This is a genomic window from Streptomyces sp. NRRL S-37 (assembly GCF_000721605.1).
GTDB lineage: Bacteria > Actinomycetota > Actinomycetes > Streptomycetales > Streptomycetaceae > Streptomyces.
The window spans coordinates 252,629-276,605 of record NZ_JOIZ01000019.1; the positions used below are offsets into that span (position 1 = coordinate 252,629).

Here is a 23,977-nt window from a genome sequence, read left to right on the forward strand (position 1 = left end):
ACCCTATTACGCCGGAAAACCCCCGCTGTCCCCGCCCCCGGGAGCGCCGGGCCCGGTGTCCTCCGTGATCAGCCCGGCGGCGACCGCCCACCCGCGGATCCGCGCGTGCGCGCCCGCGTCGGACGCCGGTTCCGGCGTGTACACCGGACCCGGGGCGGTCTCGATCAGGTGGACCATCGTCCAGGCGACCCCGTAGCAGTCGTCCGGTCCGAAACAGCCGGCCAGGGCCTCCGCCTCGGCGAGGTCCAGCGGGCGCGGTATCGCCTCCAGTTGCCGCGCCCTGCGGTCGATCTCCGCTTCCTCCCCGGACTCCTCGTCGGGCAGCGGCCCGTCCGCCACGAAGGCGCTCACCTCGGGTCTCATGCCGTGATGATCACCACGGCCGGGGGATCCGGCAAGGCTCGGCGGGCCCGTAAGGTCGATGGCATGACCATCCATGCGCAGGCCCTGCTGTTCGACAACGACGGAACCCTCGTCTCCTCCCTCGCCTCCGTGAACCGCTGCTGGACGCGGTGGGCCGTCGAGTACGGGATCACGGCCGAGGAGTTCGGACGCGTCGAGCTGCACGGGCGGCCGGCCGCGGAGATAGCCGCCGATCTGCTGCCCGCCCGTGTCGTGCCGGAGGCGGTCGCGCGGATCGAGGACCTGGAGGTCGAGGACGTGCCCAACGGCGGCGTGGAACTGCTGCCGGGGACCGAGGACTTCCTCGCCGCGCTGCCCGCCGAGCGCTGGGCCGTCGTCACCTCCGCCACCCGGCGCCTGGCCGAGGCCCGTCTGGAGGCCGTCGGCATCCTGCCCAAGACGCTGGTCGCCGCCGACGACATCACCCGCGGCAAGCCCGACCCCGAGCCCTACCTCCTCGCCGCCCGCACCCTCGGCGTCGACCCCGCGCACTGCGTCGTCTTCGAGGACGCCCCCGCAGGGCTCCAGGCCGGCCGCGCCGCCGGCATGACCACCGTGGCCTTGGCCACAACCCACCGGGCCCACGAGTTGACCGCCGACCTCGTCGTGAAGGACCTTTCGGCCCTGTCCGCACTGGTCACGGACGGGGGAGTGGAGATCTCCGTACGTCCCTGACGTGGGCGTGCCACTGTCCACGGCTGTCCAGAATACGGACAGCCGTGTCCGGTCAGGAGTGAACGTCTGCTTTACTGATCGCATGACCACGACGAGCGACCGCATCCCCGCGACCGAGGCGCCCATGACGCCCGGCGCCCGGTGTATGTGTCGCCGAATGTGCGCCTGACAGAGGGCCCCCGCACCATCTGAGCCTCGCGCCCCGAAGCGAGAGCCCGCTCATGTCCGCCCGCCTCCCCCGCATGTGCGACTGAGCCACGCCCCCGCGCGCACGTTTCTCCGCGGTCTCCACCGCCACGCCCCACCGAGATCCGTGCCGCCCGGCTGCTTTCGACCCTGAATGCCTCGTGCCCGGCGCCCACGACGCGCCGCGCACTCGACAGTGACGGATACCCACGTGATCACCACCTCGGGCCTCACCAAGGTCTACCGCTCACGCGGCCGCGAGGTCACCGCCCTCGACGGCGTCGACCTGCACGTCCGCGAAGGCGAGGTCTACGGCGTCATCGGCCAGTCCGGCGCCGGCAAGTCCTCCCTCATCCGCTGCGTCAACCTGCTGGAACGCCCCACCTCGGGCACCGTGACCGTGGCCGGCCAGGACCTCACCGCGCTCGCCGGCCGCGGCCCCCGGGCCGGCCGGGAACTGCGGCAGGCGCGCAGCCGCATCGGCATGGTCTTCCAGCACTTCAACCTGCTCTCCTCGCGCACCGTGCAGGACAACGTCGAACTGCCGCTGGAGATCCTCGGCACGTCGGGGAAGGAACGTTCCCGCAAGGCGCTGGAACTGCTCGACCTGGTGGGCCTCGCGGACAAGGCCAAGGCCTACCCCGCCCAGCTCTCCGGCGGCCAGAAGCAGCGCGTCGGCATCGCCCGCGCCCTCGCCGGCGACCCCAAGGTGCTGCTCTCCGACGAGGCCACCAGCGCCCTCGACCCGGAGACCACCCGCTCGATCCTGCGGCTCCTGCGCGACCTCAACCGGCAGCTCGGCCTCACCGTCCTGCTCATCACCCACGAGATGGACGTCGTGAAGTCGGTCTGCGACTCGGCCGCCCTCATGGAGAACGGCCGCGTCGTCGAGTCCGGCACGGTCACCGAACTCCTCGCCACCCCCGGCTCCGAACTGGCCGCCGCGCTCTTCCCGGTCGGCGGCGAGGCCTCCGGCGACGACCGCACCGTCCTCGACGTCACCTTCCACGGCGAGAGCGCGACCCAGCCGGTCATCTCCCAGCTCTCGCGCACCTACAACATCGACATATCGATCCTCGGCGCCGCCATCGACACCGTCGGCGGCCTCCAGGTCGGCCGGATGCGCATCGAACTGCCCGGCCGCTACGAGGACAACGTCGTCCCCGTCGGCTTCCTGCGCGAACAGGGCCTGCAGATCGACGTCGTGAACCGGGAAGAGCCCGCACTGGTGAAGGAGGGGACCAAGTGACCTGGTCCGAGATGCAGCCGCTGCTCGAACAGGCCTGTACCGAGACGCTGGTCATGGTCGGCTGGTCCACCCTGATCGCCGTCGTCGGCGGCCTTCCGCTCGGCATCCTGCTGGTCCTCACCGACAAGGGCGGACTGCTCCAGAACACCGTGGTGAACAAGGTCATCGGGCAGATCGTGAACATCGGCCGCTCGCTGCCGTTCATCATCCTCATGGTCGCCCTGATGAACTTCACCCGCTGGGTCACCGGCACCACCATCGGCAGCGAGGCCGCGATCGTGCCGCTCGCCATCGGCGGCATCCCCTTCTTCGCGCGGCTCGTCGAGACCGCCGTGCGCGAGGTGGACCACGGGCTCGTGGAGGCCGTGCAGGCGATGGGCGGCAACACCTGGACGATCGTCCGCAAGGTCCTCGTCCCCGAGGCGCTGCCCTCGCTGATCGCCTCCACCACCACCACGGTCATCGCGCTCATCGGCTACTCCGCCATGGCCGGCACCGTCGGCGGCGGCGGACTCGGCGACCTCGCCGTCCGCTACGGCTACCAGCGCTTCGAGACCGGCCTGATGTGGATCACCGTCGCGGTCCTCGCCGTGGCCATCTCCCTCATCCAGTTCGCCGGCGACTACGCGGCCCGCGCCCTGCACCGCCGCGGCGGCCGCTCCGGCTCCTCGCCCAGGCTCCGGCTCCTCAAGGCCGAGGAGCCCGCCGCGGCCGACGTCGGCAAGGTCGCGTAGCACCCCCGCCGAAGACTCCCCGTACGGCCCACCCGTCGCCCGACCACCACCCCTCAACGACGGCGCTTCGCGCCGGCACCCCTTGATCCAAGTCGCCCGACCACCACCCCTCAACGACGGCGCTTCGCGCCGGCACCCCTTGATCCAAGGGGCCGCACCACCCAAGGAAAGGCACTTTTCGTGCGTAACACCGCCAAGATCACCACCGCCGTCCTCGCCGCCGGAGCCCTCACCCTCGGGCTCACCGCCTGCGGCTCGGACAAGGACGCCGCCTCCGACACCTCCGGGCCGCTGGTCGTCGCCGCGACGCCCGTCCCGCACGCCGAGGTCCTCACCTACGTCAAGGACAACCTCGCCGACAAGGCCGGCCTCGACCTGGAGGTCAAGGAGTTCACCGACTACGTCACGCCGAACACGGCCACCGAGGACGGTTCGGTGGGAGCCAACTACTTCCAGACCGAGCCCTACCTCGAGGACTTCAACAAGAAGAACGGCACCCACCTGAAGTCCGTCGCCTCGGTGCACCTGGAGCCGCTCGGCCTGTACTCGAAGAAGACCGAGAAGGCCGACGGCCTGAAGAACGGCGCGACCATAGCCGTCCCCAACGACACCGTCACCGAGGCCCGCGCCCTCCAGCTGCTCGCCGCCAACGGGCTCCTCACCCTCAAGGACGGCGTCGGCACCGCGGCCACCACCGCGGACATCACCGAGAACCCGAAGAACCTGAAGTTCAAGGAGCTGGAGGCGGCCCAGACCCCGCGCTCCCTGGACGACGTCGACGCGGCCGTCATCAACGGCAACTACGCCCTGGAGGCCGACCTCAAGCCGGCCGAGGACGCCATCGCCCTGGAGTCCGCCGAGAACAACCCCAACGTGAACCTCCTCGTCGTCAAGGAGGGCAACGAGGACGACCCGCGCGTCAAGAAGCTCGCCGAACTCCTCACCTCGCCCGAGGTGAAGAAGTTCATCGAGGACAAGTACGCGGGGTCCGTCATCGCCTCGTTCTGACCGGCGCGACCCGCACGGCACCCACGGGGTCCCCTCCGCGTACCGGAGCGGACCCCGTGGTGCGGTTCGGTGCCTTCATGCTGCATGCTGGGCAGTTCAGCAGCACCCGACGGTCCCTCAGGTTACGGAGCGGCGCATGACGAGCACCTTCCCCAGCATCTCCATCAGCACGGAGCGGTTGGTGCTGCGTCCCTTCGACACGGACGACGTCCCGGCCCTCGCCGAGATGATGAACGACGAGCAGGTCGGCGCCTGGACCGACGTCCCGCAGCCCTTCTCCGAACAGGCCGCACGCACCTGGATCACCGAGTACGCCCCCTCCGAACGCGCCCGGGGCAACGGACTCGACCTCGCCGTCACCGAGTTCCTCACCCAGCGCCTGGTCGGCGTCATCCAGCTCGCCAAGACCGACTGGCACGTGCGCTCCACCGAGCTGTCGTACATCATCGCCCCCTGGGCGCGCGGCGAGGGCTACGCCTCCGAGGCGGCGCTCGCCACCGCCCGGTGGCTCTTCAACGACCAGAAGTTCGAACGCATCGAGCTGCGCACCGCGGCCGACAACACCGCCTCCCAGCAGGTCGCCCAGAAGATCGGCTGCATCAGCGAGGGCGTGCTGAGAGGTGCCTGCATAGCCCACGTCCGCACCGAGGGCGGCGGCTGGAGCGACGTACGCACCGACTTCATCGTATGGAGCCTGCTGCCCGAGGACATCGAGGGCGCGGACGGACACCTGGCCGGCACCGGCGGATTCACCCCGTACCCGGACTGGAACTGACCTTCGCACGAGGTACCGGCGGCGCGGACCCCGGTCGCACCAGGTAGTCTCACGGAGCCCGCCCCGTGGCGGGACAGCCGACGACGACCTGCGCAGACCCCAGGAGACTGACGACGATGGCCGACCGGGTCACGGTGATCGGCTGGGACGGTTCGCCGCTGACCGCCGCGGCCCGCGCCGCGCTGGGCGCCGCCACACTGGTGGCCGGCGCCGCCCACCATCTGGCACTTCCCGAGGTGCCCCCCGGTGCCGAACGCGTCCGGCTCGGCTCCGTCGCCCTCGCCGCCCGCCGCATCGCCGCCCACCGCGGCACCGCGGTCGTCCTCGCCGACGGCGACCCCGGCTTCTTCGGCGTCGTACGGACCCTGCGCGCACCCGAGTTCGGCCTCGAGGTCGAGGTCGTCCCCGGCGTGTCCTCCGTCGCCGCCGCCTTCGCCCGCGCCGGAATGCCCTGGGACGACGCCCACGTGGTCGTCGCACACCCGCGCACCCTGCGACGCGCGGTGAATGTGTGCCGGGCCCACACCAAGGTCGCGGTTCTCACCTCGCCCGGCGCCGGACCCGCCGAACTGGGCCTGCTCATGGAGGGCGTCCACCGCACCTTCGTGATCTGCGAGGAACTCGGCACCGAGCGCGAGCGGGTCAGCGTGGTCACCTCCGACAAGGCCGCCGACCACACCTGGCGCGACCCCAATGTCGTCATCGTCGTCGGCGGCCGGACCGGTGCCGGTGAGCCCGGCGGCTGGATCGCCGGACGCGACCCCTCCGCCGGCCCCCGCGGCTGGTCGCTGCCGGCCGGGGAGTACGGCGGCGACCTCGGCGAGGGCGAGCGGGAACCGCTGCGCGTCTCCCAACTCGCCCGGCTCGGACCGCGGGCCGGCGACCTCGTCTGGGACATCGGCTGCGGAAGCGGCGCCTTCGCCACCGATGCCGCCCGCGCGGGCGCCGCCGTCATCGCCGTCGACAGCGACCCGGACGCCTGTGCCCGCACCGAGTCCACCGCCCGCCGGTACGGGGTCCAGCTCCAGATCGTCCACGGCACCGCCCCGCACGTCCTGGAGAACCTCCCCGAGCCGGACGTCGTCCGGGTCGGCGGCGGGGGAGCGGCCGTCGTCTCCGCGGTCGCCGACCGCCGTCCGCAACGCATCGTCACGCACGCCGCCACCCGCGACGGGGCCGAACTCGTCGGCCGGAACCTCGCGGAACACGGCTACCAGGTGGAGTGCGCCCTGCTGCAGTCCGTCGAACTCGACACCAAGGCCTGGACGGAGAAGGAACGGAGCGTCGCGTTCCTGCTCAGCGGGGTGCTGCCCGCGCGCGACAGCTGATCCGATTCCCGTCCCCGTGATCGGATTGTCCGACCGCGCGAGGTAGGCTGGCCGATCGTTGTACCGCACCCGGACACCCGGCGCTTCGTCGGCCAATGTCCAAAAAGCGCGCCCGTTTTGGGGTGGGTCGTGGTACAGCAGGAACCGGAGGACGCGCAACGTGGCGCAGTCCACAGCGGAACCGTCGCCGATCAAGCTGACGCGACGGCCGTACGGCCGCGAGAATGACGGTGAAGGGCTTTGTCGCCTTTTACGGACGCGCCGTTCGTGCCGCTGGGGACGCACGCTCGTTCTTCAGTGTGGGGCGGTCGGTGCGCCGTTCCGGGTGAGCTGGTCGTAGGAGCACTAACCGATGGGCGAGGGGTACGCATGACCGACACCGGCCAGGTCCCGGGCGAGGGACTGCCGGAGAACGCAGGCATGGTGGAGCAGCCGGGCGTCCCCGCGCCCGACGCGTACACCTACCTCTCCGACAGTCCCGCAGAGGAAGAAGACCTGCTGCTGCCCGGCGCCCAGAGCGCCTGGGGCAACGAGATCGCCCCGCCCGCGCCCGAGCCGGTCGTCGAGACCGTGCACCAGCCGGGCCCGCACGAGACGGCCGGCCGCGACAGCGGCTCGGTCGACCTCGGCGGCGTCCGGCTCCCCGAGCCGCCGCAGCCGGCACCGCGCCGCCCGCTGCACCTCGGCCCGCCCATTCCCCACGTCAACGCCGGCCCGGTGCGCTCCCTCGCCGACCGCGGTCCCGCCGACGTGCCGGCCCGCCAGGCCGGCCCGCCGTCCCTCGGCCCCGAGTACCTCGACATCCCGCACGCGCGCGAGGCGGCGGTACCGCAGGCCGCGGCGCCCTGGGGCGCGCAGGCCACGACGGCCGCCGAAACGGTTGTTCCGGCTCCGGCTCCGGTTCCGGCTTCGGAGCCGATGGACGCGGCCCAGGCGGTCGTCACCCGCGTCGCCGCGGAGGCGGGGGCGGTGCAGCAGGACACCGGGGGCGCGGTCGCCGCCGTCGCGGTGGGTGCCCCGGCCGAGGGCGGGGAACAGGGGCCCGTCCCGGTTCCGGCCGCGGATCACGGTCCGTCCGGCACGTCCGCCGCCGAGCCCGCGCAGGGGGCCGGAGCACCGCAGCCCGCCGAGGCGGCCCAGGCGCCCGTACCCGAGCCCGCTGCTCCGGAGCCGGAGGCACCCCCGGCCGCCGAGACGCCGGGCACCGGGCCCACGGAGCCGGAGCACGCCCCGGCGGCCGAGGCGCCGCAGACCGGTCAGGCACCGGTCGCCGAGCCGGACCCCGCTCAGGCTGCCGTCTCCGCGTACGTTCCGGGGGCGGACGCTTCCCACGGCGCTCAGGTACCGGGTCCCGCCCCCGCGGCACCCCAGGCCGGCGAGGCGGCGGGCGCGGAGACCGCCGTGCCCGCGCAGGGAGCCGAAGCGCCGCAGGACGCCCAGGCACCAGGTGCGGTGACCACCGCACCGGACCAGACCCAGGAGGCCGGGGCACCGCAGGCCGTTCAGCAGCCCGGACCGGAGGCCGCCGCACAGGGGACCGAGGCGTCCGAGGCCGTTCAGGCGCCGGGTGTCGAGGCCGTCGCGGCGCAGGCCGGTGAGGTGGCTGAGGTGTCTCAGGCCGTTCCGATGCCGGGTGCCGAGACCGCCGTGCCGCAGACCGGTGAGACGGCCGAAGTCCCTCAGGCCGGCCAAGTGCCGGGTGCCGAGGCCGTCGCGGCGCAGGCCGGTGAGGCGGCCGAGGCCGACCAGGCTGTTCAGGTGCCGGGTGCCGAGGTGGCCGAGGCCGTTCAGGACGTTCGGACGTCGGGTACCGATGCCGCGGTGCCGCAGGCCGGTGAGACGGCCGAAGTACCTCAGGCCGTCCAGGCATTGGGTGCCGGCGCCGCCGAGGAGCCCGAGACCGTCCAGGCCGTTCCGGTGACGGGCGCGGAGGCTCTCGCTCCGGAGCACGACGGGGTTTCCGAAGCCTCCCCGGACGCCCCCGCGCCGGGCGCCGACACCGCCGTACCCCCCGCTGTCGAAGCGGAAGAGATTGTTCCCGGAGCGGCGGGCGACGAAGCCCTCGCGGAGACCCCCGCGCCCGAGGCCCCGGCCGCCGTCGCGCCCGAGGCCCCCCATGCCGCCGACGAGGCGGCCGACGCCACCCCCGTGATCGACACGGGCGCGGTCCAGGGCCCCCAGCAGACCCCCGCCGCCCCCCTGACCGGCACCGTCTTCCCGGAGCCGGACCGGCCCGTGGGCGAGTTCGTCCCCGTGGACGGCACCGTGCCCGCCACCCCGCACCTCGCGCCGACCCCGCCCCAGGGCGTGGCAGCCCCCGCCGGGGAACCCCACGAGGCGGACGCCGAACCCGCGCAGAACCCGGACGACCTCGACACCCAGGGCGCCGGCGTGGACGCGGAAGCCGCACGGCCCACCGGTCCGGCCGCACCCGGCTACGACGACGCCGAGCGCGCGGCCGTCCTGAAGGTCATGCGCGAACGCCGGGACATCCGCAACGGCTTCCGCAGCGACCCGATCCCGCACGAGGTGCTGCTCCGCGTCCTGGAGGCCGCCCACACCGCGCCCTCCGTCGGCCACTCGCAGCCCTGGGACTTCGTCGTCATCCGCTCCGCCGAGACCCGGCGCAGCATGCACGAACTGGCCGTGCGCCAGCGCGACGCCTACGCCAAGTCCCTCCCCAAGGGCCGGGCCAAGCAGTTCAAGGAACTGAAGATCGAGGCCATCCTCGACACCCCGGTGAACATCGTCGTCACCGCCGACCCGACCCGCGGCGGCCGGCACACCCTCGGCCGCCACACCCAGCCCCAGATGGCGCCGTATTCCTCCGCGCTCGCCGTCGAGAACCTCTGGCTCGCCGCCCGCGCCGAGGGCCTCGGCGTCGGCTGGGTCAGCTTCTTCGACGAGCGCGAGATGGTCCGCGCGCTGGGGCTCCCCGAGCACCTCGAGGTCGTCGCCTACCTGTGCGTGGGCTACGTCGACGAGTTCCCGGACGAGCCCGAGCTGATGCAGGCCGGCTGGTCCAAGCGCCGCCCGCTGTCCTGGGTCGTGCACGAGGAGACGTACGGCCGCCGCGCTCTGCCCGGAGAGGACCCCCACGACCTGCTCGCCGAGACCGTCGCACAGATCCGCCCGCTGGACGCCAAGGCGCTCGGCGAGGCGTGGGAGCGCCAGAAGCGCATGACCAAGCCGGCCGGGGCGCTCGGCATGCTGGAGATCATCTCCGCCCAGCTCTCCGGCCTGTCCCGCCAGTGCCCGCCACCCATCCCGGAACCCGCGGCCGTTGCGATCTTCGCCGGCGACCACGGGGTGCACGCCCAGGGCGTCACCCCCTGGCCGCAGGAGGTCACCGCCCAGATGGTGGCCAACTTCCTCGGCGGGGGAGCGGTCTGCAACGCCTTCGCCGCCCAGGTCGGGGCGGAGGTCTGCGTCGTCGACGTGGGCGTCTCCTCCGACCTCCCGGCCACCCCCGGTCTGCTGCCGCGCAAGATCCGCGCCGGTACGTCCGACATGACCACCGGGCCCGCGATGACCCGCGAGGAGGCCAAGAAGGCCATCGAGGTCGGCATCGAGACCGCCCGCGACCTGGTCGCCGCCGGCAACAAGGCCCTCCTCACCGGCGAGATGGGCATCGCGAACACCACCGCGTCCGCCGCCCTCATCTCCGTCTTCACCGGCGCCGACCCGGCGGAGGTCACCGGCCGCGGCACCGGCATCAACGACGAGACCCTCGCCCGCAAGACCGAGGTCGTGCGCCGCGCCCTGGAACTCCACCAGCCGGACCCGGCCGATCCCATCGGCGTCCTGGCCGCCGTCGGCGGCTTCGAGCACGCCGCCATGGTCGGCCTGCTCCTCGGCGGCGCGTCGCTGCGCACGCCGGTGATCCTGGACGGCGTCAGCGCCGGCGCCGCCGCCCTGGTGGCCCGGGCCATCGCCCCCGAGGTCCTGGCCGCCTGCATCGCGGGCCACCGCAGCGCCGAGCCCGGCCACGTCGCCGCCCTCAACAAACTGGGCCTGCGCCCCCTGGTCGACCTCGACCTCCGCCTCGGCGAGGGCACGGGCGCCCTCCTGGCCCTTCCGCTCGTGCAGAGCACGGCACGGGCCATGCACGAGGTGGCGACCTTCGATTCGGCAGGGGTGACCGAGAAGTAGCCCCGGCGGCTGTGGGCAGTCGTTCCCCCTCCAGTACCTCAAGGGTCCGGGCGGTACCTCCAGGCGGAACGGGTGGGCACAGCCGCCCACCCACCCGCACGTGCGGGGGCCGGGGGTGGCGCCCCCGGTTCCGGGAAGGGGCGGGCTGGGGGAAATACCACACCCACCCCGGCCCCCACCGGACGCGCGCATAAAATTCCCACGTCAGGCTCGCTCCGAAGCCGCAGCGTGCCCGCTGACCCACCGCTCGCCCGAGGAGCCTCACCTGATGGCCGAACACCCCGCCTACCCCGTAGGCCTCCGCCTCACCGGCCGCCGGGTCGTCGTACTCGGCGGCGGCCAGGTCGCCCAACGCCGCCTCCCCGCCCTGATCGCCGCCGGTGCCGACATCCACCTGGTGTCCCCCGAGGCCACCCCCTCCGTGGAGGCCATGGCGGACGCCGGCGAGATCACCTGGCACCGCCGTCCCTACACCGAGGGCGACCTCGCGCAGGCCTGGTACGCCCTCATCGCCACCGGCGACACCGACGCGAACACCCGCGCCTCCGCCGAGGCGGAAGCACACCGCGTCTGGTGCGTCCGCTCGGACGACGCCGACGCGGCCACGGCGTGGACCCCCGCCACCGGCTCCAGCGAGGGCGTCACCGTGGCCGTCCTCACGACGAAGGCACGCGGCCGCGACCCGCGCCACACCGCCGCCATCCGCGACGCCGTGGTCGAGGGCCTGCGCGACGGCACCCTCGTCGCCCCGCACCACCGCACCCGCACCCCGGGCGTCGCCCTCGTCGGCGGCGGCCCCGGCGACCCGGACCTGATCACCGTGCGCGGCCGCCGCCTGCTCGCCGAGGCCGACGTCGTCATCGCCGACCGGCTCGGCCCCCGCGACCTGCTCGCCGAACTCCCGCCGCACGTCGAGGTGATCGACGCGGCGAAGATCCCCTACGGCCGGTTCATGGCCCAGGAGGCCATCAACAACGCGCTGATCGAGCACGCCAAGCAGGGCAAGTCCGTGGTCCGGCTCAAGGGCGGAGACCCGTACGTCTTCGGCCGCGGCATGGAGGAACTCCAGGCGCTCGCCGAAGCGGGCATCCCCTGCACCGTCGTCCCCGGCATCTCCAGCTCCATCTCGGTTCCGGGCGCGGCCGGCATCCCCGTCACCCACCGGGGCGTGGCCCACGAGTTCACCGTGGTCAGCGGCCATGTCGCCCCCGACGACGAGCGCTCCCTGGTCGACTGGGCGTCCCTGGCGAAGCTGACCGGCACCCTCGTCGTCCTCATGGGCGTCGACAAGATCGGCCGGATCGCCGAGACCCTGGTGGCGGGCGGCAAGTCCCCCGACACCCCGGTCGCCCTCGTCCAGGAGGGCACCACGGCCGCCCAGCGCCGCGTCGACGCCACCCTCGCCACGGTCGCCGAGACGGTCGTCGCCCAGGAGGTCAAGCCGCCGGCCGTCATCGTCATCGGCGAGGTCGTCGCCGTGGGCCCGCGCGGGACGGCGTGACATGGCCGGACTCATCACCGTCGACGACCCCGCCGACCCGCGGCTGCACGACTACACCGGCCTGACCGACGTAGAACTGCGCCGCCGCCGCGAACCAGCCGAGGGCCTGTTCATCGCCGAGGGCGAGAAGGTCATCAGGCGCGCCGGGGAAGCGGGCTACGCGATGCGGTCGATGCTGCTGTCCGCGAAGTGGGTCGACGTCATGCGCGACGTCATCGACCGGGCCACCGCCCCGGTGTACGTCGTCGACCCCGCGCTCGCCGAACAGGTCACCGGCTATCACGTGCACCGCGGCGCGCTCGCCTCCATGCAGCGCACACCGCTGCCCGCACCGGCCGACGTGCTCCGGACCGCCCGCCGCGTCGTCGTCATGGAGTCGGTCAACGACCACACCAACATCGGCGCGATCTTCCGCTCCGCGGCGGCCCTCGGCATGGACGCCGTCCTGCTCTCCCCGGACTGCGCCGACCCCCTCTACCGCCGCAGCGTCAAGGTCTCCATGGGCGCGGTCTTCTCCGTGCCGTACGCCCGCCTGGACACCTGGCCCAAGGGGCTGGAGGCGGTGCGCGAGGCCGGGTTCGAGCTGCTCGCCCTCACCCCCGGCGAGAAGGCCCGGCCCCTGGACGAGGTGGCACCGCACCGCATGGACCGGGTGGCGCTGATGCTGGGCGCGGAAGGGCCCGGTCTCTCCGACCGGGCCCTGGCCGCCGCCGATCAATGGGTCCGCATCCCGATGTCGCACGGCGTCGACTCCCTCAACGTGGGAGCCGCCGCGGCGGTCGCCTTCTACGCGGTGGCCACCGGGCGCCCGCGGGAATAGCGGCCCGGCCGGTGCCGTGCCGGCGGGCCCCTACCCGGGGCCCTGGCAGCCCTGCACCAGCGTGATGCCCAGCGCGACGACCAGCGTCACGACGACGAACACGAACAGCCGCTGCCTGAGCAGTCGCGGGTTGGCGGGCCGCAGGCCGGTCCCGGTCGTCCGGGGCCCCGGACGGCGGGCACCGGTGCCGGTACCGGACCGGGTGGTGTTCCGGGACGCCGGCGTGGGACGCGGTCCCTTGCGGGACGGAGCGCCTCCGCGCGGGGAGCTGTCGCGCGGGCCACCGCTCCGGGAAGGGGGCACGCTCCGGCTGTTCCGTCCGGGGGAGGAGCCGCTGTTCCTGGGCGCGGGGCCGCGTCCGCGCGGTGGCGGGGTTCCCTGACCGCCCTGCCGGCGCTGCGCCCGCTCCGGGTAGGTGTCCGCGAGGCGTCCGGTGGGCCGCTCCGTCTCGGCACCGCGCGGGGCCGGCGGACGCACGTCGGCGAGGCCCTGGGCCTCCCGGGCGGCGATCTCCTTGAGCCGCAGCGACAGCTGGAGCGTGCTGGGCCGCTCCTCGGGGTCCTTCGCCAGGCACGCGCGGACGAGGGGGGCCAGGGCGTCCGGGACGCCGTGCAGCTGGGCCTCCTCGTGCACCACGCGGTACAGCATCACCTCGGAACTGCCGTGCCCGAAGGGCGAGTCGCCCATCGACGCGTACGCGAGCGTGGCGCCCAGCGAGAACACGTCCGTGGCCGGGGTGACGGCCGCGCCGCGCACCTGCTCCGGGGCGAGGAAGCCGGGGGAGCCGACCGCCGTGCCGACGTGCGTGAGCGTCGACGCGCCGGTCGCCCACGCGATGCCGAAGTCGATGATCCGCGGCCCCTTCGGGGACAGCAGGATGTTGGACGGCTTGAGGTCCCGGTGCACCACACCGGCCTCGTGCACGGCGACCAGCCCCTCGGAGAGGGCCGCGCCGACGGCGGCGACGTCGGCCGCGCTGAGCGCCCCCTCGTCGGCGACCTTGTCGTGCAGCGAGGGTCCCGGTACGTACTGCGTGGCGAACCAGGGACGGTCCGCCTCGAGGTCCGCGGCCACCAGCCGGGCCGTACAGCCGCCGCGGATGCGGCGGGCCGCCGAGACCTCGCGCGCGAACCGGGAGCGGAACTCCTGGTCCTCGGCCAGATCGGGCCGGATGACCTTCAGCGCGACCCGCTGCCCCTTCTTGTCGGAGCCCAGGTAGACCACGCCCATCCCGCCCGCGCCGAGTCGTCGGTGGAGCCTGAAAGAGCCGACGACGCGCGGGTCCTCGCGCCTCAGGCGCATCATCGCCATGTTCATCCCCGCTGCCCGGTCCTGTGACGTGCCACAGCTTACGTTTCCACGGCCGCCCGTGCGCAGAGGCCGCGCCCTCTCGGAGCGGTGGATTGTCAGTGGTGGGTGGGAGACTTGAAGAGTGGTCAGGGAGCGCGCGGGCACACCTGGTTCGCGCGGCCGGTGCTTCCAACCACCCGACGGCGAAGGGGGATTGATCGCATGAAGGGTGACCGTGTGGAGATCGTCGTGGACGCGGGGGACACGACGCGTACGTACGAGGTGGTGGCGAGCAGGGCGGGGCGCCGGGTGGAGACGGCGGTGCGGCGGGGGGTCGTCGAAGTGAGCGAAGTCACCCGGAGCGGCACGGTCGTGCGGACCGCCCGGTTCATGGCGAACCGGGTGCTCGCGCTGGTGGAGCAGCCGGTGCCGCGGGAGGACGGCTCGGAGAAAGCGGGGCAGAGCGGGCGGCCCTTCGGGGATGTCCCTGAGACGTAGGACCCCGTCTCCACCCAGGGGAGTACGCCGTGGGGAAGGGCTCATCCTCCGGGAGGCCCGGCAATCGGTACGAGGGCATGACGTCGGGAGAGGGCGTGGCGCCTAGATTTGAGGTCAAGCGGCGGGTGCAGCACTCGTCCCCCGAGGTCAGACGCCCGCCGCTGTCAACGACAACAGAAACGGCCAGGAGAGGGACCATGGCGTACACGGCACCGCGGACACTGATCCGCACGCGGGAGCGCGGCGAGGGTCGTCGTCATCCGCTGGTGGCGACGTTGATGGCCCTTCCTCTGGCGGTCCTGCTCCTCCTCGTCTTCGACGGGTGGGAGACGGTGGCCACACAGGCGTCGTCCGTGGGCGAGATGCTGGGGCGCTGAACAGCGACCCCAGGCCCGGAAGAGCGGTCCGGGCGGGGACATCCACCCATGAAACCCCGTGGGGACGGGGGTGCGGCGGACGGCAAAAATGCCGGCGCAGCTGGGGAGCTGCGCCGGCATTGCTCTGCCCGCGCTCCGTGCCCCTGCAGGCCGCCATCCGCCATCCGCGGGCAATCGTGCCTCCCCCAGTGCCTTAAGGGCCTGGGAGGTACCCCCAGGGCGGCACGGGTGGGCGCGACGGCACCCCGCAAGCGCCGGGCCGCGTGAACACCCCCGGCCCACCCCGACCCGGAGCACCCGCAAGCGCGGGGCCACGCCGCCCCGGCAACCTCCCCGTACCCTCACCCCGTGACCACGGACCTCCTCCCCGCCCTGACAGCCCACGTCACGGCAGCGGCCCACGCGAGCCCCCGCACCTGCCACTGCACCACCACCACCCTCGCCGTCCGCGAGGACGCCACCGTCGTACGACACGCAGACACCGTCGCCAAGGCCCACGCCCCCGACGCCGACCCCACCGAGCTGACCCTCCGTCTCACCGTGGCCACCCGCCTCCCCGGCATCCTCCTTCCCCCGTTCACCCCGGCCCCCACCGAACTGCACGGACGACTCGTCACCCACTGGCCGTACGGCACTCCCGTGGATCCGGACGACCCGGACGCCGCGCCCTGGGAAGCCGCGGCCACCCTCCTCGCCCGCCTCCACCGGGCCCCCGCCCCCACCGCCGTGCCCCCCATGCGCGGCCCCGCCAAGGCCGCCCGCGCCATCGCCCTCATCCGCGCCACCGCCCCCCGGCACCCCGCCACCGCCCCCGTCCTGCACGCCTGGGCCGCCCTCCCGCCCTGGGCCCGCGGTGAGGCCCCCATGCCGGACACCACCACCCTCTGCCACGGCGACCTTCACCTCGGCCAGCTCATACGCCACCCCGCGCACGACGGCCCCTGGCTGCTCATCGACGTCGACGACCTCGGCACCGGCGTACCGGCATGGGACCTGGCCCGCCCGGCGGCCTGGTACGCCTGCGGACTGCTCGCCCCCGACGAGTGGCACCGCTTCCTGACCGCCTACCGCGCGGCCGGCGGCCCGGCCGTACCGTCCAACGGCGACCCCTGGACCGTGCTGGACGTCCCGGCCCGTGCCCTCACGGCCCAGACCGCCGCCCGTGCCGTCACCAAGGCCGTCGCGGCCGGCCGGCCCCTGGACGAGGTGGAGCGGTCGCTGGTCGACGCCTGCGCGCGCATGGGTTCCGTCGGTCCCGCCTTCCCGACGGGGTGAGTGGAAGTTTCCCGGCGTAGGGTGCAACCGACCCGCAGCCGGGCAGAGTCTGTCCTGGCGATACGCGAAGCAGGAACGACCGGCCAGGAGTTGAATCGATCATGCAGTGTCCGAAGTGCCATGCCCCGATGCACACCTACAACCGCAACGGTGTCCAGATCGAGCAGTGCAGCGGGTGCCGGGGCATCTTCCTCGACTACGGCGAGCTGGAGTCGCTGACCCGGCTGGAGTCCCAGTGGTCGCAGCCCGCGCCGCCGGCCCCGCCCGCCGCCCCGCAGGCCTACCCCGCCGCGCCGGCCCCCGCCTGGGGTGCCCCGCACGGCGGCCACCACGGCCACCACCGCCACAAGAGCTTCGGGCACATGCTCTTCTCCAGCTGACGGAGACACACGGAGACACGACGAAGCCCCCGGTCGCGGGACCGGGGGCTTCGGGTGGTGTGGACGATACTGGGATTGAACCAGTGACCTCTTCCGTGTCAGGGAAGCGCTCTCCCGCTGAGCTAATCGTCCTCGGGACCACGACCACTCCATGGAGCGGATCATGGGCACTGCGTGCGCGATACTGGGATTGAACCAGTGACCTCTTCCGTGTCAGGGAAGCGCTCTCCCGCTGAGCTAATCGCGCGGGGGATCCGAAGATCCAGGATCCGGAGATCCGAGTGGACGATACTGGGATTGAACCAGTGACCTCTTCCGTGTCAGGGAAGCGCTCTCCCGCTGAGCTAATCGTCCGTGGAGGTGGAGACGGGATTTGAACCCGTGTAGACGGCTTTGCAGGCCGTTGCCTCGCCTCTCGGCCACTCCACCAGGAGTGTAGGGGACCGGGAAGCCCCCTCTTCCTTCGAGCGGACGACGAGGCTCGAACTCGCGACCTCAACCTTGGCAAGGTTGCGCTCTACCAACTGAGCTACGTCCGCCTGTCGTTTCGGTCGGCTTGCGCGTCCCGGCGACGAACTGAACTCTAGCGGATTCCGGGGCCAGTACAAAAACCCGTTTGTGCAGCGTGCTGCGCTGCGCCCGCTCACGGACGTACCCGGGCCGCCGGAACCGCGCCCGCCATAGACTCGCCTCGTGCTGGACCTGACACCTCTCGCCCGCTTCGGCGACCGCGTCGCCACCGGACTCCTCGACGTCACCGACGACCCCGCGGCCCTGGATTCCACGGGGTTTTGGGCCGTCGCCGCCGACTTCGAGGGCCGCCTGACCTGCGCCCGCTTTCAGGAGGTCCGGGAGCAGCGGGTCCCCGCCCCCGTGCCGGGGGCCTGGCGGGGGCCGGCGGCCGGTGACTGGACGTCCTCGCTCGACCGGGACGCGTACACGACGGCCGTACGCCGTATCCGCGACCGCATAGCCGCCGGCGAGGTCTACCAGGCGAACCTCTGCCGCGTCCTGTCCGCGCCCGTGCCGGCCGGCGCCGACGTGGACGCCCTCACCGCCCTGCTCGCCCGGGGGAACCCGGCCCCGTACGCCGGAACGATCCGTCTGCCCGGCCACGGAGTGGAGATCGCCACCGCCTCGCCCGAGCTGTTCCTGCGGCGGGAGGGACGGGTCGTCGAGTCCGGGCCGATCAAGGGGACCGGGCGGACCGAGGACGACCTGCTGGAGAAGGACTACGCCGAGAACGTGATGATCGTCGACCTGGTCCGCAACGACATCGGACAGGTCTGCGACATCGGCACGGTGACCGTGCCCGACCTGTGCGCCGTCGAGAAGCACCCGGGTCTCGTCCACCTTGTGTCGACCGTGCGGGGCGAGCTGCGAGGCGGCGCGGGATGGCCCGAGCTGCTCGGTGCCGCCTTCCCGCCCGGCTCCGTCACCGGCGCGCCCAAGTCCAGCGCGCTGCGGATCATCGACGCGCTGGAGACGGCGCCCCGCGGCCCGTACTGCGGCGGTATCGGCTGGGTCGACGCCGACCGCGGCACCGGCGTGCTCGCGGTGGGCATCCGCACCTTCTGGATCGACCGGACCGCGGACGGCGACGCCGTCCTGCGGTTCGGCACCGGCGCCGGGATCACCTGGGGCTCCGACCCCGAAGGGGAGTGGCGGGAGACCGAACTGAAGGCCTCCCGGCTGCTCGCGGTAGCGTCGGGGACGTACGAGACGAGTGAAGGGACCCAGAGGTGAAGATCTGGCTCGACGGCGGGCTGCGGGACACCGAGTCCGCCCGTGTCTCCGTCTTCGACCACGGACTGACCGTGGGCGACGGCGTCTTCGAGACGGTGAAGGCCGTGGACGGCCGTCCGTTCGCCCTCACCCGGCACCTCGACCGGCTGACCCGGTCGGCCCGCGGGCTCGGGCTGCCCGACCCCGACCTCGACGAGGTCCGCCGCGCCTGCGCCGCCGTCCTGGAGGCCAACCCGATGCCGCTCGGCCGGCTGCGCCTCACCTACACCGGCGGCCACGGCCCGCTCGGCTCCGACCGCGGCGAGCACGGCCCGACCCTCGTGGCCGCCCTCGGGGAGACCACCCGCCGCCCCGACTCCACCGCCGTGATCACCGTCCCCTGGACCCGCAACGAACGCGGCGCGCTCACCGGCCTGAAGACCACCTCGTACGCCGAGAACGTCGTCGCGCTCGCCCGCGCCCACGAGCGGGGCGCGTCCGAGGCGCTGTTCGGCAACACCGTCGGACAGCTCTGCGAGGGCACCGGGTCGAACGTCTTCGTCGTCCTCGACGGCGAGCTCCACACTCCGCCGCTCGCCTCCGGCTGCCTCGCCGGCATCACCCGGGCCCTCGCCGTCGAGTGGACCGGCGCCAAGGAGACCGACCTGCCGCTGGACGTGCTGGAGCGGGCCGAGGAGGTCTTCCTCACCTCCACCCTGCGCGACGTCCAGGCCGTGCACCGCGTCGACGGCCGCGAACTGCCCGGCGCCCCCGGCCCGGTGACCGCCAAGGCCATGCGGATCTTCGACGAGCGCTCCGGGGCCGACCTCGATCCGTGACGGATCCGAAAATCAGCTGATCTGGGGTGCGGCAACGGGTAGAACACCCTTGATGACCACCACCCTGCGGCCGGCCGAGCCGCTTCAGCAGAACCCCGACGGCACGCGCTCGCGCCGTTACCAGGTGTGCGTGAACAGCCGTCCCGTCGGGGCGGTCGATCTCGGCACCCATCCCGTCTTCGGCGATGCCGTCGCCCGGATCACGAGCCTGCTCATCGAGGAGCCGGACCGCCGGCGTGGCCGGGGCACGGTGGCCGCGCTCGCCGCGGAGGAGGTGGCGCGCGGCTGGGGGTGCCGCCGCATCGAGGCGACGGTCCCCGCCGACGCCCGGGCCGCCCTCGGGCTGGCCACGGCGCTCGGCTACGTCGTACGCAACCGGGCCATGGAGAAGGCCCTCGCGGACACCCCGCCCGTGCTTCCGGAGGGCAGCACGGCCCGGCCCATGACCGAGGACGAGTTCGGGCCCTGGTCGGCCAAGAGCCTGGAGGAGTACGCGGGGGACTGGATCCGGCGCGGGGTGCCGGAGGCCGAGGCGCGGGCCAAGGTGGCGAAGGACCAGGCCGCGCTGCTGCCCGACGGCCACGCCACCGAGGACATGCTCTTCAGCGTCCTCGAACACGAGGGCACGCCCGTGGGTACCCTGTGGCTGTCGGTGCGCGGGGAACAGGCCTACGTCTTCGACGTCGAGGCCGACGCCGCCCACCGCGGCCGGGGGCACGGACGCTCGCTCATGCTGCTCGCCGAGGCCCAGGCGGTCGCCGCGGGGAACCGGACCATCGGCCTCAACGTGTTCGCCGGCAACACCCCGGCCGAGCGGCTCTACGACTCCCTCGGCTACGGCACGACGCAGTACTCGATGTACAAGCCGCTCCTGTGACGGCGGGCGGGACCCGCGGAGCCCGGGGTCAGCCCTCCTGCTCGGCCAGCAGCCGGTCCGCGATCTCCTCGACGCGCTCGCGCAGGCCCTCCTGGCTCTTGCCGCCGTCGAGGCGCTCACCGCCGATGACGTACGTCGGGGTGCCCGTCACCCCGATCGCCTTGCCCTCGGCCTGGTCCGCGTCCACGATCAGGATGTGCCGTCCGTCGATCAGCGCGGTGTCGAACTCCTCCGCGTCCAGGCCGAGTTCCCGGGCGATTTCGACGAGGAAGCCCTCTCCCCGGCGGTCCAGCTCCTCGACCCGTTCCAGCACGGCCTCGGCGTACGGCCATCCCCGCCCCTGTTCCAGCGCCTCCTCGGCGGCCTGGGCGGCGGCGAAGGAGTGCTTGTGCTTCTCCAGAGGGAAGTGCCGCAGCCGCAGCTCCAGGCGGTCGCCGTAGCGGGCCCGCAGGGCACGGAGGTCGTCGAGGGCGCTCCGGCAGTCCGGACACTGCAGTTCGCACCAGACGTCGAGGACGGGGGCGGCGGGGCGGGCGGGGGAGGAGTCACTCATGGTCACAGTCTCCCAGCCGGGCCCCGAACCTCCCAGCCGGGCCCCGAACCTCCCAGCCGGGCCCCGAACCTCCCAGCCGGGCCCCGAACCTCCCAGTCGGACTCCGGACCACCCGATCAGACGTCCGAAGGGCCGTCCTCCGTCCGTCCGGTGCGTCCCTCCGGCCCTCCGGCACCATGTCCTGGTCCGGTCCCGCGTCTCTTCAGCCTGTCCGGTGCTGCGTCCCAGTCCGTCCGGAGTGTCTTTCCAGCTCGTTCGGCGGCCGCGTCCCAGCCCGTCCGGCGCTTGAGGACGAGGCCCGTTCAGGACCGAAGCGGGAGTCCGGGGGCGGCAGCCCCTGGCGGGGGAGCGCCGGCGCCGGGTGCCGGGAACACGCCGGTCACCGCGCCCCCGGCCGTACCGGTGCTCGCACCTGCGGAGGATCACCGACCCGGAGATGTCCCTGATGTCCGGCCGGAGCATGGCCCGGCCGGGCCCCACAGGTGCAGGATGGAAGGGACGAAGCGCCACAGCAACCCCACCTGCCTGGAGGACCGGATGATTGCCGAGACCGTCTGTTCCGCCGTCTCCGCGGCAGGCCTGGGCATCGCGGCGGTCACGGCCTACCGCAAGCGCTTCCTCGCGGCCGCCCGCATCGCCGCCTACTCGCTCGTGCCCCTCGGCCTGGTGATGGCCGGCGCCGTCGACTGGCTGGCCGACACCGCCTTCAGCCCGACGGCATGGGCCGGCTTCGGAGTGCTTGGCCTGTCCTGGGTGCTGTTCGCGACCACCCGCACCGTGGAGCGCCGGCGCGGCGGCACCCGTAAGGAGCGCAAGGCCGCGCGGGCCGCGGCGCGACCCGAGGCGGTGGCTCCCGGGGCCTCCGCGCCCTCCCTGGGCCAGGGGTCCCGCCCGGCGGCCCGTCCCGCTGCCGCCTCCCGCGGCGAGGACGACTTCAGCGACATCGAGGCCATCCTCAAGAAGCACGGCATATGACGGTGGCGCGCCACGGGTGAATGCGCGCGACCGGCAGAAACGTCACAGTGGGTCCGTGAGCGCCCGGAAATGATCACAATCCGAACCGTAGATCGCGGAATCGGCGATCAACACTCACTCCGTGAGCGTTGATCGCGTCGGGCGCTCCCGATGCGTCATCATCGCCGCGAGATGCTGGACACGACACAGAGCGATGCCGCGCCGCAGCAGGACGAGCCGCGCGGATGCCTCTTCGCCCTTTCCCAGCCACCGCTGATGATCTTCCTGGCGGTGATCGGGTGTCTGCTGCTCATGGCCGCCCTGCACGATCTGCTGTGGCTGTGAGCCGTACCCGCGGTACCCGGCGTCACCCGTCGGGACCGCGTCGGCACGGCATCGAGCGGCTTCGCCCGCGTGGGTGTCAGCCCGCCGCCTCCTTGCGCCGCGCCCGGTAGGCGGCCACATGCAGACGGTTGCCGCAGGTGCGGCTGTCGCAGTAGCGGCGCGAACGGTTGCGGGAGAGATCGACGAAGGCGTGCCGGCAGTCCGGAGCCTCACAGCGCCGCAGCCGCTCCTGCTCCCCGGCGACCACGAAGAACGCCAGCGCCATCCCGCAGTCGGCGGCCAGATGGTCCGCCACGGAGGCGCCGGGCGCGAAGTAGTGCACGTGCCAGTCGTAGCCGTCGTGGTCGGTGAGCCGGGGCGTGGTGCCCGCGGCCGCGATCAGCTCGTTGATCAGCGTGGCGGCCGCGCGGGCGTCCGGAGCGGCGAAGACCGACGCGAACCGGCCGCGGATCTTGCGCACCGCGGCCAGGTCGAACTCCGTGAGCACCCCGACCTCGCTGACCTCGTGCCGCCGCACGAACTCCTCGAGGGCCGCGACGTCCGGCAGTCCCTCCGGTGTCGTGTCGTCCTCCGGCGCGGAGTTCACCAGGTCCACCACGGTGTCGAGCGCGCACCGGGTGTCATGGGTGATCAGCACAGTTCGCTCCCTGGCCTGGGGGTCGGGCAGGCGCCCGCCGATGCTGGCCGATGGTAGTGGCTCCGGCGCACCCCGTACCTCCCCGCTCCGCACATGGCTTCGAGTGCAACGCGCGGAGACCGGCCGTCGTTCCCGATCACCCGTTCGGCCGACACCGGCTCGGCGTGCGCACAGCACGACGGCGCCGCCCGCGGAACCCCGCGGTGTCGGCGCCGTTCTGTGTGAGCCATATGCGGCTGTCCGGGCCCGAGCCGTCTCCCCGAGTCGACGGCGCCGGGCGGCTTCGCGAGCCTCGCCTAGCTTTCCGCCAGGATGTGCGAGAGCTCCTGGTCGAGATCGAAGTGCCGGTGCTCCGTGCCGGGCGGCACGGCGGCGTCGGTGCGCTTCAGGAAGGACTCCAGGGCCCTTGCCGGGGCCTCGAGCAGGGCCTCCCCCTCCGGAGAGCTCAGGGCGATGCAGACGACGCCCTGACCGTGGCTGCGCGACGGCCAGACACGGACGTCGCCGGTACCCGTGGGGCGGTGAAGTCCCTCGGCCAGGAGGTCGCGGGCGAACACCCACTCGACGGTTTCCTCGGCTCCGGTGTGGAAGGTGGCGTGCACGGCGTAGGGGTCGGCCGTGTCGTACCGCAGGCCTGCGGGGACAGGCAGGGAGGACTCGCTCGACACAACGAGGCGCAGGTGCAGCTCGCAGCTGACCGTGGTGTTCATAAGCGCCAGGGCCTTTCGCTCAGTGTGCGCTCGGGGATTCGCACGTCGGCCAAATCGACATGCCACCTACGGTGCCGTTGTAAACCCCTCTGAGTGTTTTGTGTGGGATTACGTAACTCTTCCGGCCGAAAGATCGTTCGCGCCCATCACCCATTCCGGTGGTGTCTTTCGCTCAGGTAGTGTTTGGCTGCATGAACACGGGGAGTGACAAGCCTGGCGAGGCCGCCGTGGCGGCCCACGGGGCGACGGTGGACGACAGCGAGAGCGAGGTCGAGCGGGGGCTCGGCTCGAGGGCACCGGAATTCATCAAGGCGCGCCGCGCGCTGCATCTGAGCTGGCAGGTCGGCGTCTTCATCGTCGGCCTGGCGGTCGTGGTGGCCGGCATCATCATGCTGCCGCTGCCGGGACCGGGCTGGGTCGTGATCTTCGGCGGCATGGCGATCTGGGCGACCGAGTTCGTCTGGGCCCAGCTGGTGCTGCGCTGGACCAAGCGCAAGGTCACCGAGGCGGCGCAGCGCGCCCTGGACCCCAGGGTGCGGCGCCGGAACATCATCCTGACCTCGATCGGCGTGGTGATCATCGCGGTGCTGGCCGGGATCTACCTGTGGAAGTTCGGTCTCCAGATGCCCTGGAAGATCAAGGACCAGTGATCCGCGGCGGGGGTCGCGCGACCCGGCCCCCGCTGGT

24 protein-coding genes and 5 tRNA genes are annotated in these 23,977 nt (G+C 72.9%); 19 read left to right on the forward strand and 10 right to left on the reverse strand.

What is annotated here, in order from left to right; translation table 11 throughout:
* Window positions 1–6 precede the first annotated feature (6 nt).
* On the reverse strand, window positions 7–363 hold the full coding sequence (locus tag IH50_RS0126925; RefSeq protein WP_234328243.1) for a hypothetical protein: 357 nt from the start codon (window positions 361–363) through the stop codon (window positions 7–9).
* A 63-nt stretch (window positions 364–426) separates the two neighbouring features.
* On the opposite strand from IH50_RS0126925, the gene IH50_RS0126930 reads away from it, so the two are divergent.
* The 9 genes from IH50_RS0126930 (at window position 427) to IH50_RS0126970 (ending at window position 12,830) form a co-directional block, all read left to right on the forward strand.
* Window positions 427–1,077: an HAD family hydrolase gene (locus tag IH50_RS0126930; RefSeq protein WP_030867570.1), complete on the forward strand. Its 651-nt coding sequence runs from the start codon at window positions 427–429 to the stop codon at window positions 1,075–1,077.
* Between the two features lie 397 nt (window positions 1,078–1,474).
* A complete protein-coding gene (locus IH50_RS0126935; protein ID WP_030867573.1) occupies window positions 1,475–2,512 on the forward strand; it encodes a methionine ABC transporter ATP-binding protein in 1,038 nt (345 codons plus the stop codon).
* On the forward strand, window positions 2,509–3,246 hold the full coding sequence (locus IH50_RS0126940) for a methionine ABC transporter permease (RefSeq protein ID WP_030867575.1): 738 nt from the start codon (window positions 2,509–2,511) through the stop codon (window positions 3,244–3,246). The genes IH50_RS0126935 and IH50_RS0126940 overlap by 4 nt, the downstream gene beginning before the upstream one ends.
* Before the next feature lie 180 nt (window positions 3,247–3,426).
* Complete coding sequence (locus tag IH50_RS0126945; protein ID WP_030867578.1) at window positions 3,427–4,254, forward strand: MetQ/NlpA family ABC transporter substrate-binding protein; 828 nt, start codon at window positions 3,427–3,429, stop codon at window positions 4,252–4,254.
* A 136-nt stretch (window positions 4,255–4,390) separates the two neighbouring features.
* Complete coding sequence (locus IH50_RS0126950; protein WP_030867581.1) at window positions 4,391–5,029, forward strand: GNAT family N-acetyltransferase; 639 nt, start codon at window positions 4,391–4,393, stop codon at window positions 5,027–5,029.
* Between the two features lie 116 nt (window positions 5,030–5,145).
* Window positions 5,146–6,357: a precorrin-6y C5,15-methyltransferase (decarboxylating) subunit CbiE gene (cbiE, locus tag IH50_RS0126955; protein ID WP_030867584.1), complete on the forward strand. Its 1,212-nt coding sequence runs from the start codon at window positions 5,146–5,148 to the stop codon at window positions 6,355–6,357.
* Window positions 6,358–6,726: 369 nt separating this feature from the next.
* Window positions 6,727–10,509, forward strand: coding sequence for a nicotinate-nucleotide--dimethylbenzimidazole phosphoribosyltransferase (gene cobT / locus IH50_RS0126960; protein ID WP_030867586.1), 3,783 nt, complete (start codon window positions 6,727–6,729; stop codon window positions 10,507–10,509).
* Between the two features lie 268 nt (window positions 10,510–10,777).
* On the forward strand, window positions 10,778–12,010 hold the full coding sequence (cobA, locus tag IH50_RS0126965) for a uroporphyrinogen-III C-methyltransferase (protein WP_030867587.1): 1,233 nt from the start codon (window positions 10,778–10,780) through the stop codon (window positions 12,008–12,010).
* 1 nt (window position 12,011) lies between these two features.
* Window positions 12,012–12,830, forward strand: a complete 819-nt coding sequence (locus IH50_RS0126970) for a TrmH family RNA methyltransferase (RefSeq protein WP_030867588.1) — start codon at window positions 12,012–12,014, stop codon at window positions 12,828–12,830.
* Window positions 12,831–12,860: 30 nt separating this feature from the next.
* Here the strand turns inward: IH50_RS0126970 and IH50_RS0126975 are convergent, their stop codons facing one another.
* On the reverse strand, window positions 12,861–14,147 hold the full coding sequence (locus tag IH50_RS0126975) for a protein kinase domain-containing protein (RefSeq protein WP_030867590.1): 1,287 nt from the start codon (window positions 14,145–14,147) through the stop codon (window positions 12,861–12,863).
* Window positions 14,148–14,342: 195 nt separating this feature from the next.
* On the opposite strand from IH50_RS0126975, the gene IH50_RS0126980 reads away from it, so the two are divergent.
* From IH50_RS0126980 to IH50_RS0126995, 4 genes are all read left to right on the forward strand, one after another.
* A complete protein-coding gene (locus tag IH50_RS0126980; RefSeq protein ID WP_030867592.1) occupies window positions 14,343–14,618 on the forward strand; it encodes a hypothetical protein in 276 nt (91 codons plus the stop codon).
* A gap of 197 nt (window positions 14,619–14,815) precedes the next feature.
* Window positions 14,816–14,995, forward strand: coding sequence for a hypothetical protein (locus IH50_RS0126985; RefSeq protein ID WP_030867596.1), 180 nt, complete (start codon window positions 14,816–14,818; stop codon window positions 14,993–14,995).
* Between the two features lie 348 nt (window positions 14,996–15,343).
* Window positions 15,344–16,270 (forward strand): aminoglycoside phosphotransferase family protein, encoded by a 927-nt coding sequence (locus IH50_RS0126990; protein WP_030867599.1) that lies wholly within the window; start codon window positions 15,344–15,346, stop codon window positions 16,268–16,270.
* Between the two features lie 101 nt (window positions 16,271–16,371).
* Entirely contained in the window at window positions 16,372–16,650 is a 279-nt protein-coding gene (locus IH50_RS0126995; protein ID WP_078914109.1) for a zf-TFIIB domain-containing protein, read from the forward strand.
* Between the two features lie 60 nt (window positions 16,651–16,710).
* Here the strand turns inward: IH50_RS0126995 and IH50_RS0127000 are convergent.
* From IH50_RS0127000 to IH50_RS0127020, 5 genes are all read right to left on the reverse strand, one after another.
* Window positions 16,711–16,782: transfer RNA gene (locus tag IH50_RS0127000), tRNA-Val, on the reverse strand.
* A gap of 43 nt (window positions 16,783–16,825) precedes the next feature.
* Window positions 16,826–16,897 (reverse strand) — tRNA-Val (locus tag IH50_RS0127005).
* A 35-nt stretch (window positions 16,898–16,932) separates the two neighbouring features.
* A tRNA-Val gene (locus IH50_RS0127010) sits at window positions 16,933–17,004 on the reverse strand.
* 1 nt (window position 17,005) lies between these two features.
* Window positions 17,006–17,079, reverse strand: a tRNA-Cys gene (locus IH50_RS0127015).
* A gap of 37 nt (window positions 17,080–17,116) precedes the next feature.
* Window positions 17,117–17,189: transfer RNA gene (locus tag IH50_RS0127020), tRNA-Gly, on the reverse strand.
* 154 nt (window positions 17,190–17,343) lie between these two features.
* Between IH50_RS0127020 and IH50_RS0127025 the strand changes: the two genes are divergently transcribed.
* From IH50_RS0127025 to IH50_RS0127035, 3 genes are read left to right on the forward strand one after another with little or no spacing between them, the layout of a single operon-like run.
* A complete protein-coding gene (locus IH50_RS0127025; RefSeq protein ID WP_030867606.1) occupies window positions 17,344–18,396 on the forward strand; it encodes a chorismate-binding protein in 1,053 nt (350 codons plus the stop codon).
* Window positions 18,393–19,214 carry an aminotransferase class IV gene (locus IH50_RS0127030; RefSeq protein ID WP_030867609.1) on the forward strand — a complete coding sequence of 274 codons (822 nt, stop codon included), beginning with the start codon at window positions 18,393–18,395 and terminating at the stop codon, window positions 19,212–19,214. The genes IH50_RS0127025 and IH50_RS0127030 overlap by 4 nt, the downstream gene beginning before the upstream one ends.
* A 52-nt stretch (window positions 19,215–19,266) precedes the next feature.
* On the forward strand, window positions 19,267–20,091 hold the full coding sequence (locus tag IH50_RS0127035; RefSeq protein ID WP_030867610.1) for a GNAT family N-acetyltransferase: 825 nt from the start codon (window positions 19,267–19,269) through the stop codon (window positions 20,089–20,091).
* 28 nt (window positions 20,092–20,119) lie between these two features.
* On the opposite strand, the gene IH50_RS0127040 is transcribed toward IH50_RS0127035, so the two are convergent.
* Window positions 20,120–20,644, reverse strand: a complete 525-nt coding sequence (locus IH50_RS0127040; protein ID WP_030867613.1) for a DsbA family protein — start codon at window positions 20,642–20,644, stop codon at window positions 20,120–20,122.
* Window positions 20,645–21,181: 537 nt separating this feature from the next.
* On the opposite strand from IH50_RS0127040, the gene IH50_RS0127045 reads away from it, so the two are divergent.
* Together IH50_RS0127045 and IH50_RS42125 are read left to right on the forward strand one after the other, a co-directional pair.
* Window positions 21,182–21,619, forward strand: a complete 438-nt coding sequence (locus IH50_RS0127045; RefSeq protein ID WP_030867616.1) for a hypothetical protein — start codon at window positions 21,182–21,184, stop codon at window positions 21,617–21,619.
* A 171-nt stretch (window positions 21,620–21,790) separates the two neighbouring features.
* Window positions 21,791–21,943 carry a hypothetical protein gene (locus IH50_RS42125; protein WP_179167381.1) on the forward strand — a complete coding sequence of 51 codons (153 nt, stop codon included), beginning with the start codon at window positions 21,791–21,793 and terminating at the stop codon, window positions 21,941–21,943.
* 76 nt (window positions 21,944–22,019) lie between these two features.
* Here the strand turns inward: IH50_RS42125 and IH50_RS0127055 are convergent, their stop codons facing one another.
* Together IH50_RS0127055 and IH50_RS0127060 are read right to left on the reverse strand one after the other, a co-directional pair.
* Window positions 22,020–22,580 carry a CGNR zinc finger domain-containing protein gene (locus IH50_RS0127055; protein ID WP_030867618.1) on the reverse strand — a complete coding sequence of 187 codons (561 nt, stop codon included), beginning with the start codon at window positions 22,578–22,580 and terminating at the stop codon, window positions 22,020–22,022.
* Between the two features lie 296 nt (window positions 22,581–22,876).
* Complete coding sequence (locus tag IH50_RS0127060) at window positions 22,877–23,290, reverse strand: SsgA family sporulation/cell division regulator (RefSeq protein ID WP_004002642.1); 414 nt, start codon at window positions 23,288–23,290, stop codon at window positions 22,877–22,879.
* Window positions 23,291–23,481: 191 nt separating this feature from the next.
* Here IH50_RS0127060 and IH50_RS0127065 point away from each other — a divergent pair, with 191 nt between their 5' ends.
* Window positions 23,482–23,940: a TIGR02611 family protein gene (locus IH50_RS0127065; RefSeq protein ID WP_030867621.1), complete on the forward strand. Its 459-nt coding sequence runs from the start codon at window positions 23,482–23,484 to the stop codon at window positions 23,938–23,940.
* The last annotated feature ends 37 nt before the right edge of the window (window positions 23,941–23,977 follow it).